Source organism: Streptomyces mutabilis, from assembly GCF_046628145.1.
GTDB lineage: Bacteria > Actinomycetota > Actinomycetes > Streptomycetales > Streptomycetaceae > Streptomyces > Streptomyces mutabilis.
The window spans coordinates 21313-33370 of the sequence record NZ_CP176875.1; the positions used below are offsets into that span (position 1 = coordinate 21313).

Annotated in this window: 9 protein-coding genes; 7 read left to right on the forward strand and 2 right to left on the reverse strand. The window is 71.9% G+C overall.

Annotated elements, in window-relative coordinates; all coding sequences use genetic code 11:
- Window positions 1–162: 162 nt before the first annotated feature.
- The 5 genes from ACLIN4_RS36190 to ACLIN4_RS36210 all read left to right on the forward strand — a co-directional run bounded on the left by ACLIN4_RS36190 (window position 163) and on the right by ACLIN4_RS36210 (window position 5598).
- Window positions 163–789 (forward strand): cupin domain-containing protein, encoded by a 627-nt coding sequence (locus ACLIN4_RS36190; protein ID WP_100044785.1) that lies wholly within the window; start codon window positions 163–165, stop codon window positions 787–789.
- Window positions 790–857: 68 nt separating this feature from the next.
- Window positions 858–1421 (forward strand): NADPH-dependent FMN reductase, encoded by a 564-nt coding sequence (locus ACLIN4_RS36195; protein ID WP_100044786.1) that lies wholly within the window; start codon window positions 858–860, stop codon window positions 1419–1421.
- 314 nt (window positions 1422–1735) lie between these two features.
- Complete coding sequence (locus ACLIN4_RS36200) at window positions 1736–3289, forward strand: FAD-dependent oxidoreductase (protein ID WP_411576830.1); 1554 nt, start codon at window positions 1736–1738, stop codon at window positions 3287–3289.
- A 157-nt stretch (window positions 3290–3446) separates the two neighbouring features.
- Window positions 3447–5105, forward strand: a complete 1659-nt coding sequence (locus tag ACLIN4_RS36205) for a cytochrome b (RefSeq protein WP_107477342.1) — start codon at window positions 3447–3449, stop codon at window positions 5103–5105.
- A 100-nt stretch (window positions 5106–5205) separates the two neighbouring features.
- A complete protein-coding gene (locus tag ACLIN4_RS36210; RefSeq protein ID WP_107477341.1) occupies window positions 5206–5598 on the forward strand; it encodes a DUF3099 domain-containing protein in 393 nt (130 codons plus the stop codon).
- A 61-nt stretch (window positions 5599–5659) separates the two neighbouring features.
- Here ACLIN4_RS36210 and tpg read toward each other — a convergent pair whose 3' ends face one another.
- Together tpg and tap are read right to left on the reverse strand one after the other, a co-directional pair.
- Window positions 5660–6217, reverse strand: a complete 558-nt coding sequence (tpg, locus tag ACLIN4_RS36215; protein WP_107477340.1) for a telomere-protecting terminal protein Tpg — start codon at window positions 6215–6217, stop codon at window positions 5660–5662.
- Between the two features lie 6 nt (window positions 6218–6223).
- On the reverse strand, window positions 6224–8515 hold the full coding sequence (tap, locus tag ACLIN4_RS36220; protein WP_289911797.1) for a telomere-associated protein Tap: 2292 nt from the start codon (window positions 8513–8515) through the stop codon (window positions 6224–6226).
- A 412-nt stretch (window positions 8516–8927) separates the two neighbouring features.
- On the opposite strand from tap, the gene ACLIN4_RS36225 reads away from it, so the two are divergent.
- Together ACLIN4_RS36225 and ACLIN4_RS36230 are read left to right on the forward strand one after the other, a co-directional pair.
- Window positions 8928–10193: a ParA family protein gene (locus tag ACLIN4_RS36225; RefSeq protein ID WP_100046444.1), complete on the forward strand. Its 1266-nt coding sequence runs from the start codon at window positions 8928–8930 to the stop codon at window positions 10191–10193.
- Window positions 10190–11455: a ParB/RepB/Spo0J family partition protein gene (locus ACLIN4_RS36230; RefSeq protein WP_381914228.1), complete on the forward strand. Its 1266-nt coding sequence runs from the start codon at window positions 10190–10192 to the stop codon at window positions 11453–11455. Before ACLIN4_RS36225 ends, ACLIN4_RS36230 begins: the two co-directional genes overlap by 4 nt.
- Window positions 11456–12058: the final 603 nt, after the last annotated feature.

Consider the following 12058-nt stretch of genomic DNA (forward strand, 5'->3'; position numbering starts at 1 on the left):
GCCCGCGGCCCGGCCCTCGCGGCCCGGCGGCAGGGCCCACCGCGCGCGCGGACGGTAACGGCAGGACCGCCCTGTTCAACCGCGCCCTCGCGGCCGCAGTCGGACACCCGGGCCGCGGGTTAGATCGAGGACGCCGTGCGACGCGATCCGAGAGAGGACTCCATGACGTACATCATCCACCCCGGTGACCGGCCCGAGGGCCGCCGCGGATTCGAGATCGTGCTGTCGAGCAAGATGACGGACGGGGCGGCGTCGTTGGTGGAGACCCGCCAGGGACCTGCCTGGTCCGGCCCGCCGCTGCACACGCACGCGGAGTCCACGGAGACCTACTTCGTCGTCTCCGGCAAGCTGATCGTCCAGGTCGACGACGAGGTCGTCGAACTCGGCCCGAGCGCCATGGCCCACATCACCGTCGGTACCCGGCACACCTGGGCCACCCCTCCGGGCGAGGGCGCGCACTTCCTGACCCTGCACATGCCCGGCGGGTACGAGGACTACCACCCCACCGCGTTGCAGGCCGAGAAGGACAACGGCGGCCCGCTCACCCAGGAGGACCTGTTCAAGATCGCCGCCCGGTTCGACTGGCGTCCGGCGGGCGAGCGGCCGATGCGCCTGACCCCCGACGGCCGCCTGGTCCCCGCCGCGCAGGCCGACGACGAGGCCGCCCGCCTGCGCGAGGAGTGGCTCAAGGCCAACGACCGGCCGGTCGAGATCCAGCCCATCCACGAGGACGGCTTCTACGACCGGGCCGACGACGCCGGCAAGTCCGGGGCCGGGCAGAACGCCTGAGCGCCTGAGCGCCTGAACGCCCCGAGCACACGTTGCCAACGTCCGAGCGCCTGACCAAGGAGCCCCCCGTGAGCGACCTGAAGATCGCCGTCATCCTCGGCAGCACCCGCCCCGGCCGCAACGGCAAGGCCGTCGCCGACTGGGTCATGGACCGGGCCGGTGCCCGCACCGCCGCCGAGTACGAACTCGTCGACCTCGCCGACCACCCGCTGCCGCTGCTGGACGAGCCCGTCCCGGCGGCCCGCCGCCAGTACCGCAACGAGCACACCAAGGCCTGGGCCGCGACGATCGCCGCCTACGACGGATACGTCTTCGTCACCCCCGAGTACAACCACTCCGTCCCGGCCGCGCTGAAGAACGCCATCGACTACCTGCACCAGGAGTGGGCCGACAAGGCCGCCGCCTTCGTCTCCTACGGCACCCTCGGCGGCGCCCGCGCCATCGAGCACCTGCGTGCCATCGCCAGCGAACTGCGCCTGGCGCACGTCCGCCAGCAGCTGTCCTTCTCGATGTTCACCGACTTCGAGAACTGGTCCCTGTTCAAGCCGGGCGAGCAGCACGACGAGTCCGCGCCCGTCCTGTTCGACCAGCTGGAGTCCTGGGCCCGCGCCCTCAAGACCGTGCGCGCCTGAAAGAGCCCGCGCGCACGACCCGCCACGGCCCCCGGGCGGACACCGCCGCTCCCGCCCGCCGGACGGCCCCGCCCGGCCGGGCGCCGCCGCTCCCGCCCGGCCGGGCCGGGCCCCACCGCGCCCACCGCGCTCCACTGCGCGGCGCCAAGACCGTACGCCGCGCGCCGCGTACGCGAATGACGCTCGAATTCCCCTCGCGGCCCCGTCGACGAACCCTCGAGCCATCGCCCCCCACCGGCCGATCCCCGCCGCGGGAACCGCCGGCGCCCGCATCATGCAAGGACAACCCACACGGAGGGGGCAACGGAGTGAGTGTGCACGCACATGCCGCCGGGCCCGCGGCGGGAGGCGGCGGTCACGGCCACGCCGTGGTCCTCGGCTCGTCTCTCGCCGGGCTCACCGCGGCCCGCGCCCTGGCCGGCTTCATGGACCGGGTCACCGTCGTCGAACGCGACTGGGTCCCGCGCGGTCCCGGCCGCCGCCGGGGAGTGCCCCAGGCCAGGCACACGCACAGCCTCATGAAAGCCGCCCAGGAGGGTCTGGAGGAGCTGTTCCCCGGCATGGTTCAAGACCTCACCGACGCCGGAGCGGTGCACGTCCGCATCCCCGAGGACATGCTGCTGCTCGGCCCGAGCGGCTGGCTCCCCCGCGTCGGCTCCGGCCTGTCGATGCTCAGCGCGAGCCGCGACCTGATCGACTCGGTGGCCCGCGAACGGCTGCTCGCCGACCCCAAGGTGACCCTCCTGGGCGAGCACGAGGCGGTCGCGCTCCAGCCCGGCCCCCACGACACCGTCACCGGCGTGTGGATACGCCGGCGCGACCGCAAGGCGTCCGACGGCTGGGGCGCCCGCCGGCTGCTGTCCGCCGACTTCGTGGTGGACGCCACCGGACGCGGCTCGCGCGCCCCCCAATGGCTCGCCGAACTCGGCTACGAGCCGCCCCGGGAGACCGTGGCCGACGCCGGCACCGCCGTCGCCACCGCCGTGTTCACCGCGCCGGTCGGTCATGTCGCCGACTGGAAGAGCCTGTTGCTGATGCCCTCGCCCGACAACCCGGCCCAGGGCATGCTCAACCCCCTGGAGGGCGGCCGCTGGTCGGTGTCGATCTGCACCAGCGACGGCGCGAGCGCGCCGACCGGCCACGCGGGACTGCTGAGCGCCGCGGGCGACCTGCGCCACCCCCTGCTGCACGAGGTGCTGCGGGCCGCCACCCCGCTCGGCCCGGTCTACGTCTGCCGCACCACCGAGAACCGCTGGCGGCACTACGAGAAGCTGCGGCGCTGGCCCGACCAGTTCCTCGTCCTCGGCGACGCCTTCGCCGCCTTCGACCCGGCCCACGGCCAGGGCATGACCGCAGCGGTGCGCTCCGCCCTCGTCCTCGGCCAGATGCTGGCCGCCCACGGCACGGCCGTCGGCCTCGGCTACCGGCTGCGCCGGGCCCTCGCCCACCGCCTGGCCCCCGCCTGGCGGACGAGCACCCGCGCCGTACGGGCGGCGGACAACGACCGGGAACCCGGCGTCGGCGCCCGGCTCGGCAGGCGCTATCACGCCCGGATCGCGGCGGCCGCGACCAGCGACCCGTACGCGGCGACCGCGCTGCTCCACCTCCTGAAGACGGACGCCTCCCCCGCCACGGCGTTACGGCCACGGGTGCTCAGGGCCGCGCTGCGCGGCCCGCACGGCCCCGCGCCGGCGCCTCACGCGTCGGCGCCGGCGGCCCCGCCCGCCGCACCCCCCGGACCGGGCGCCCGCCGCCCCGCCCCTGCCGCGAGAACCACGGCCGGCCTCCCCGCCGGTCCGGCACGCCAGAGCGCCGCCACTCGTAACCGCCTTGAGAATGACTTGAGTTGGCACATCAATCCGACTTGAGAGCGCTTGTTCGGCGCCGCCGCGCGCGGATAGCGTTCCAGCTGCTCCAAGGCACGGGCCCGCTTGCGCCGCAGCAGGCCGACCCCATCACCGACCGCCCACCGGCCGGACCGGGTGTGCCAGTGACGGCCGAGCGGCGAGGGGAGGGTGCGCGCACATGAGCACGACCGAAACGGCGCCACCGGGTGCGCGCACCGAGGCATCCAAAGGCGCCCGGATCGCGGACTGGGCGGACGGACGGCTCGGGATCTACAGCTTCCACAGCCTGATCCGCAAGGTGTTCCCCGACCACTGGTCGTTCATGGTCGGCGAGATCGCCCTCTACAGCTTCATCGTGCTGCTGCTGACCGGTGTCTGGCTCACCCTGTTCTTCGACCCGAGCATGGCCGAGACCGTCTACGAGGGCTCCTACGCCCCGCTGCACGGCACTCGGATGTCACAGGCGTACGCCTCCACCCTCGACATCAGCTTCGACGTGCGCGGCGGCCTGCTCATCCGCCAGCTGCACCACTGGTCGGCCCTCGTCATGATCGCCGCCCTCTGCGTGCACACGATGCGCCACTTCTTCACCGGCTCGTTCCGCAAGCCGCGTGAGATGAACTGGCTGATCGGCTTCGTGATCCTGGTGCTGGTCATCCTCGAAGGCTTCCTCGGCTACTCGCTGCCCGACGACCTGCTCTCCGGCACCGGCCTGCGCATCGCCCAAGGCGTCACCCTCGCCATCCCGGTGGTCGGCACCTACCTGTCGATGTTCCTCTTCGGCGGCGAGTTCCCCGGCGACGACGTGATCCAGCGGTTCTACGGCCTTCACATCCTGCTGCTGCCCGGAATCATCGTGGCCCTGGTCACCGTCCACCTGATCCTGGTCTTCTACCACAAGCACACCCAGTTCAGGGGCCCCGGCCGCACCGAGCGCAACGTCGTCGGCCAGCCCCTGATGCCCAACTACGCGGCCAAGGCGGGCGGTTTCTTCTTCCTCGTCACCGGCTTCCTGGCCCTGCTCGCCGGCATCGCGCAGATCAACCCCGTGTGGACCTACGGCCCCTACCGCGCCGACCAGATCTCCCAGGGATCGCAGCCCGACTGGTACATGGGCTTCCTCGAGGGCACCCTGCGCGCCATGCCGCCCTGGGAGTTCGTCCTGTGGGGCCACACCGTCAACCTCGGCGTCCTGATCCCGGCCGTCGTCGTGCCCACCCTGATGGCCACCGTCCTCGCCCTGTGGCCCTTCCTGGAGGCCTGGGTCACCAAGGACACCGAGGAGCACCACCTCCTCGACCGACCGCGCGACCACCCCACCAGGACCGCGTTCGGCTGTGCCTTCATCGCCCTGTACCTCGTGCTGTTCTTCGGCGGTGCCAACGACGTCCTGGCCGAACGCTTCCACCTCTCCCTCAACGCCGTCACCTGGTCGGTACGCGTCGGCTTCTTCGTCGTCCCCGTACTGACCTACATCGTCACCCGCCGGATCTGCCTCGGTCTCCAGCGACGCGACCGGGACAAGCTCCTGCACGGCCGCGAGACCGGCAGGATCCGCAGGCTCCCGCACGGCGAGTTCGTCGAGGTGCACGAACCCCTCGACCGCGGCACGCAGTACGCGCTGCTGTCCCGGCAGGACTACCGGCCCCTGCCGGCGCCCGCGCCCGAGCAGGACGGCGTACCCAACCCGAACCACCGCAAGGAAGTCCTGCGCCACCGCCTCAGCCGCTGGCTCTACGGCGGTCAGATTCCGAAGCCGACCCGCGAGGAACTGGCCCACGCCGAGCACGACGAGCACACCGCCGGGCAGTTGGAGCGGGGCCCGGACGTTCACTGACCCGGCGGCACGCCGCAGGGGGCCGGCCAGCACGGCTGCGCGGGTGACCAGGGGACGGGTCACCCGCGCAGCCGTTTCGCGTACGACGAACGGAGGCCCGATGAGCACAAGCCCCTGGCACCGGGAAGCCCCCCGCCCCGCGTCCATCACCCAGGCCCGCACCGGCCTGACGGAGGACCTGCGGGGCCGCGAACGCCGCTACTTCACCGCCATGCTGATCCGCACCGCCTGCGTCGTCCTGATGGCCCTCACCTGGACCCGCTGGCCCGTCGTGGCCGTCAGCGCCCTCATCGGCTCGGTCGTCATCCCCTACGTCGCCGTGGTGGCCGCCCAGGCCGGCTGGCGCCAGCAACGCGGCCCGCGTCCACCCCTGCCCCTGCACCTGACCCCGGACCCCCCGGCCCAGGACCCGGTCCAGGCGCCGGTCCAGGAGGACTCCCCCGCCCCCCGCACCGTCCTCGAACCCACTCTGGTCCTTCCACCGGACCAGTGACCGACGCGGTACCCGCACCCCCCACTCGGCTCGACCACGCCGATCCGGTCGAACCGGGCCCCTAGAACTCGAAGTCGACGTACTCGACGTCCGTGAAGCGGATCTGTTCCAGGCTTCCGGCACGGCGGCCGTCGTCCTGGAAGTACACCTCTTTGAGTGCCTCGGCCGTGATCTCCCGCAAGAGCCGCTCCCCCGCGTTCTGCTGCTGGGCGTCGAAGAGGCGAGCGGCGTACCGGGGCGGCAGGGCGACGGTCAGGTGGCGCAGACGGGCGTCGTCGGTGGTTCCGACGGGGGCGGTGTAGCCGACCCTGGCCCGGGTGTCGATGACGATGCCGTCGGTGGTCGCCGCGCGTCGCCGGGCCCTGGCCCGGACCTGGGGCTGCCAGCGCCTGGTCACCTCCGCGGCCAGGCGGGCGGCGAGTTCCGGGCGGGGGCTGCGGATCTGGTTCCTGACGTACCGTTCGACGGTGCGCCGGGAGACGCCGAGGAGCTCGGCGACGGGACGGGTGCCCTTGAGCTGCCTGACCAGATACCGCATCTGCGCCCCGGCCGATCTGGGGACCGGCCGGGTGAAGGAACGCTGCGACGCCTTTTCCAGGCCGTCCCCGAACAAGGCCATGAGCCGCTACTCCCCGCTGTCCTGGTTGGTGACCTCACCGGACTTGATGTACCGGGCGAGGTTGAGTTCGGGGGCGTCGAACCGCTCGCGCACGCCCTCGCCCCACAGCACGGTCTGGGTGCCCTCGTGCTTGACCATCCCCGGTGAGACACCCAGCCGCCAGCCGCCCGGCAACGGCTTGCCCTCCCGGTACGGCAGGAAGTCGAGCGGAGAGGGCCCGTCGGACGCGTACACGGCGCAGTCGGAGAGGACGGCGACCGGGTACTGGCCGGTGAACGCCGCGTGCTTGACCAGTTTGCGGTGCATGTTGATCCGGGTGCGGGAGATGACGGCGGCGCGGATGTCCGGGCGCCACGTCGGGCGGGACAGGGCCCTCCAGGGACGGCCGGGCTTCCAGCCCTCGCCGCGCGGGCGCTCGCGCAGTTTGCCGATCCCGCCCTTCACGGTGGCCTTGATCACCGACAGGACGATCGCCATGCCGGGGTCCCGGTCCTTGTGCCCGTCCATCGCGGCCAGGAACTCCTCGGGGCTCGCCGTGGCGGGCACCCCCAGGTCGGCCATCGTCGCCACGTAGGCGTCGCGCAGCCGGTTGTACCAGGCGTCCAGGTAGCGGCCTTTGTCGTAGCGGACGTAGGCCTCGAGCGGGCGCACGTCGTACCCGAGTTCCGCCGCGTAGGCGACGGTGGGGGTGGCGTACCAGGCGGGGCCCTCGGGCCGGTCGCCGGTCGGGGTGAAGGGGCTGGGCAGCAGGTCGGCCTGGAGCCGGGTCCATTCCTTGCCCAGCCGCACGCGGGAGAGGTCGACGTGGGAGAGGTCGACCAGCCAGGAGCCGGGCAGCTTCGGGTCGAACACGGGCCGGTCGAGGTGAACGGGTGCGTCGAGGCCGACGACCAGACCGTTGGCTCCGGCGGCGAACGCCATGTTGACGTCGATGCCGACGAGGTAGCGCCTGGTGCACTCCTCGTCGGTGAGGGGGCGTGCCCAGTCGTACGCCTCCTCCATCAGGACCTCCGCCGGGGTACGGCGGTGGAAGCGCGGCAGGCCGGCGAGGAGCGGGTGGCCGTCCGGGGCCTCGCAGGGGGCGCAGTCCACCGGCTCCGTCCCGAGCGAGCCGGGGTTGTGCTCGCTGTGCCGCTTTCCCGTCCCGTCCGGTTCGGAGGCCCTGGTCGGCGGGTGCAGGGCGGTCATCAGCTCCAGACCTGTCACAGCGGTCGAACCGCGGGGCGTCATCACCCGGTCCGCGTAGGTGCCCAGTACGCGGGCGAGTTCCGCCGGCGGGAGCTGGGCGGCGTCCGCCCAGTGGCGGGTGTCGAGCGCGTTCCACGACGGGATGCACAGCTGTACGCAGTTGCGCTCCGCGCCCCGGGCCGGTCGGTAGACACGGGCCCAGGGGCCGAAACCGCGCTGGGTGAGCCTCCAGTCGGCGCGTGCCAGTTGCTTGACGGCCTTGTGGTCGTCCGGCAGCCGTCCGGCGAGGCGTTCGGCGTCGGTCAGGTGGACCGGCAGGCCGTAGCGCGCGCACGCGGACTCGGTCAGCACGAGCAGCGGGTCGGCGTCCTTGCCCGGTCCGGACAGCCTCGGTTGTCCGAGCCTCGCCTCCCTGAGCGTCCAGTCGATCAGGGCCGGGACCGACCTGGCCGGCACGTCGAGGACGAGCCCGCCGACGCAGTACGCGAAGACCTGGCCGTCCTCGGCGTCGATGACGGCCAGGGGACCGTTCTCGAAGCGGGTGTCCGCCCCCGGGGCAGGCCCTGCCGGAGCCGGCCCGCCCGGGCGGCGGGAGCGGGAACGAGGACGGGAACCGGGGGGCGCCGGGGGCTGCTCGGAATCGGCTGCCGGGCGGGGCGCAGGCGCGGGTACTGCCGCCGGAGCCGGGGCGGGGCCGGACGGTGCCTGTGCGGGGGCAGCGGGAGCGGTGCCGGGGGCCGGCGGTGACGCGGACGTGTTCTGGGCGCACGAGGCGGACGAGGACGAGGGGCCCGACGGGACCGGGACCGGCAAGGCAGGGTCGGGCCGGGACGGCTCGGTCGGCGCGGTCGGCGCGACCGTGTCGGGGTCGGCCGGGTACAGCTCGGCGAGTTTGCCGAGGAGGCGTGCGTAGGCGTCGCGTTCCGGCGGACGCGGCTCCGTCTTGCCGGCTTCCCAGCCGCTCACCGTGGCGCGGCGTACGCGCAGTGCCGTGGCGACCTCGTCGACGGTCAGGCCGTGGGCCTTGCGCAGTCGCTTGCGCTCCTCCGGCGGCGGCAGGGTGGCGCGGGACGCCACCAACGCGTCGACCGCGTCGAACAGCTCCGACATGGACACCTCCCGACGGCGACGCTATCCCGGAAACGTACCGCAGCGTACATTCGGCGTACTTTCGGCGTACGTGGCGGGTCGCCCTCCGGGCCGCGGGGTGATTACGGCGTAATCACTCGCGACGACTGCACCCCCGGTGGCGGGACCTCTCGCCGCGGGGTCGTGGGGTGATTACGGCGTAATCACTCGCGACGACTGCGCCCGTGGTGGCGAGACCTCTCGTGGCGGGTGGCGGGGTGATTACGCCGTAATCACCCCGCCGGGCTCGAAAGACCTCACGAGGAAGCGTGGTCGTCACGCGACATCGCCGGAATCGTCGGCATCGCCCGACGTCGCACGTCATCAAGCGACGGTTGCCATAACTAACGTGTCGGTGCCTCAAAGGATCATCGACGTTAGTATGGTTACCTCCATGACTTCGCCAGCTGCTTCCAGCGACCGGGAGAAGGTCGTCTCCAAACTGCCGGGTTGGCTCCGCCAGAGCCTCAAGATCAGAGCCGCTCAGCACGGCATCGAGATCCAGACCGCCGTAGAGCGGAGCATCAGCGACTGGTGCGACCTCGCCTCCGCCACAGCGACCGTCGACACCTCCGGTGCCGACTCGTTCTCCACCTTCCTGCCGCCCGGGCAGTGGGAGAACTTCCGCCAGATCGCCGCCGACCGCCGGGTGTCCCTGATCCAGGGTCTGGCCCAGTCCGTCCAGTTGTGGCTCGACTCGAACCCCGCGCCGGACGTCGCGCGGCCCGAGATCACTCGTCGCTTCATCGTCTGCAACCAGAAGGGCGGCGTCGGCAAGACAGCGATCACCGCGGGACTCGGGGAAGCCCTCGCCGAGGACTCCAACGAGCTGTACCCCGTCCGTGTCGCCAAGGCACTCGCCAAAGCGCTGCGGGACAGCGAGGTGCAGGACGAGCACGTGGAGCCGGACAGCAACCCGCTGGACATCGAGAACCTGCCCGGCCCCGGCCAGCAGGTGCTGCTCGTCGACTTCGACCCGCAGTGCCACCTCACCAACCAACTGGGCGCCACTCCCCTGCCCATGAACGGTGACAGCCTCACCAACCACATGGCGGGCGACCCCAAGGGCGACCTGCGGGACCTGATCGTCTCCATCGACGACGAGGCATTCGGAGGGCGGCTGCACCTCCTGCCCGCGTGCAACGACGCCTTCCTGCTCGACGTGCGCCTGTCGGCGGTGCGGGCCCGGGAAGCCGCGTTGGAGCGGGCGCTCGCGCCGCTGGAGAGTGATTACGACGTAATCATCGTCGACTGCCCGCCGAGCCTGGGCCTCAGCATGGATGCCGCCGCCTACTACGGACGGCGCCGCGACGGAGAGAAGCCCGGCCAGTCCGGCGCGCTGATCGTGGTCCAGGCCGAGGACAGTTCGGCCGACGCCTACGAACTCCTCACCACCCAGATCGACGACCTGCGGGGGGACCTCCAGGTCGACATCGACTACCTCGGCATCGTCGTCAACCTGTACGACTCCCGGCGCGGTTACATCGCCACGTCCTCCTTGCAGGGGTGGGTGGACATAAAGGACCCGAGGGTGGTCGGGCTGATCGGTGATCTCAAGGAACAGAAGGAAGCCGTGCGAGTGAAGCAGCCGCTGCTGTCCTACGCGCCGAAGTCGCAGCAGTCGATCGGCATGCGCGCACTGGCCCGGGAGGTGTTGTGAGCAGCAAGGCCAACCGGCTGGGTGCCGGTCGTTTCGGTGGGGGAGTGCAGTCCGTCAGCGCCCGCAGGCAAGCCGTCGCGGCCGCCACCGGGGTGCCGACCGACGGTGTGGCTCCGCCGTCGGAGCTGCCTCCGCACCGGATCAGCCCCAATCCGGACAACCCCCGGTCCAGCCTCGGGGACCTCACCGACCTCGTGGGCAGTCTGAGGACCCACGGCCAGAAGCAGGCCATCACGGTGATGAACCGGGACGCCTACGTCAAGGCCAACCCGGAGCGTGAGGCCGACCTGGAGCCGGACACGACCCACGTCGTCATCGACGGCAGCAGCCGGCTCGCGGCAGCCCGGGAAGCGCGGCTCGCCACCGTCAAGGTGATGGTCAGTGACGACCAGGGGACGTCGTCCGAGGAACTGCTCGAGTCGGCGCTCGTCGCCAACATCCACCGCCAGGACCTCGAAGAGCTCGACGAGGCACGGGCCTTGCAACGGCTGCTGGCCATCCACGGCAGCCAACGGGCACTGGCCAAGCGGCTCCACCGGTCCCAGGGCTGGGTGTCGCAGCGGCTCGCGCTGCTCAACCTGACGCCCGAACTCCAGGGCCGCATCGGGGAAGAGCCCATCGACCTGCTGCGCGCGGTGGGCAACAGGCCGCGGGAGGAGCAGGTGGCCGCCCTGGACGAGCTGAAGGCCGAACGTGCGCGCAAGGAGGCGGAGAAGCAGGCGGCCCAGCAGCTCAAGGGAGCGCGGGGGAGCGGCGCAGCGCAGGGCGGGGACGATACCCCACGGGAACCCGGGCAGGGCCCCACGCCCGGACCGTGGCCGGTCCCGCGGACTGCTCCTGAACCCGTGTCCGAGCCCGGGCAGGCGCCCGCAGCCGCGTCCGGGCTTGTGTCCGAGCCCACGCAGGCGCACCCGAGCGGGGCGGGACCCGCACGGGAGGGGGCGGTCGAGGCGGGAAGTGATTACGGCGTAATCACCGACGGCGGAGAACCGCAGCCGCCGACCGGGTCCCGGGCGCCCGGCGAGCAGACGGCCCGGAGTCCCGAGACCGTTCCGGAGCCGCGCGCCGACAGCCGGCCGGCCGGGTCCGTGGCCACGGCGAGCGAAGACCGCGGCCCGCGGAAACTCCCCTACGACGACGGCGCCTTCCTCGCCATGCATCTCATCCGCAAGATGAGCGATGTCGAGTTCGACAGGATGCTGAGCATCCTCAACGAGCACCAGCGCGAGCGGGACGCGATGGGCGACACTGTCGGCCGGTGACCGACCGGGACGGCCGGGGCGAGCGACCCGAGCGACTCAAGCGACTCTGCGCGGGACAGACATGCGCCCGCCGGTCGGGGAGAGGGTCAGGCCGGTCCGGACAGTCTGGACAGTCGCTGCAGGGTCGCTCGAGTCGCTGTCCGGTGACAGCGTGAGAGATCCTGCGGCGGCTCGGAGAGCTCCCGCCCGACCGGCGGGGGACGGGCAGCGACTGAAGAAGAGCGACCGAACGGGACATGGGCAGCTGTCGGTCGCTGACGAGAACCAGCAGGTCAGAGCGGGAAAGCCCAAGCGATCAGCGACTGAAGCGACTCAGGCTCCGGGTATATGAAGACATTGGCGCGCGTGTGCGTGTGCGCGTGTGTGCGTCATATATAGAGACCTTGGGTCGCTTCAGTCGCTGATTCCGTGGTGCCGGGGCTGTGACCTCCGGTTTTGTCGAGCGCCTGAAGAGCGACCGAACGCGCTTCGGTCGCTGGCCGGTATCCGTCTCGGTCGCTGGGCCCGGCGCGGCCTGTCCGCCGGTGACTCGAACCGAACAATGTTTGTCGTCCCATGGACCGCTCGCGGCCCACGCGCTTCGCTAGTCTGTCCCCGTTGCTC

Excerpts from the sequence above, each read along its gene's own strand:
- tpg (WP_107477340.1), bottom strand. The coding sequence starts at position 6,217 with ATGGCCTTGTTCGGGGACGGCCTGGAAAAGGCGTCGCAGCGTTCCTTC.
- ACLIN4_RS36190 (WP_100044785.1), top strand. The coding sequence starts at position 163 with ATGACGTACATCATCCACCCCGGTGACCGGCCCGAGGGCCGCCGCGGA.
- ACLIN4_RS36210 (WP_107477341.1), top strand. The coding sequence starts at position 5,206 with ATGAGCACAAGCCCCTGGCACCGGGAAGCCCCCCGCCCCGCGTCCATC.
- ACLIN4_RS36205 (WP_107477342.1), top strand. The coding sequence starts at position 3,447 with ATGAGCACGACCGAAACGGCGCCACCGGGTGCGCGCACCGAGGCATCC.
- ACLIN4_RS36225 (WP_100046444.1), top strand. The coding sequence starts at position 8,928 with ATGACTTCGCCAGCTGCTTCCAGCGACCGGGAGAAGGTCGTCTCCAAA.
- tap (WP_289911797.1), bottom strand. The coding sequence starts at position 8,515 with ATGTCGGAGCTGTTCGACGCGGTCGACGCGTTGGTGGCGTCCCGCGCC.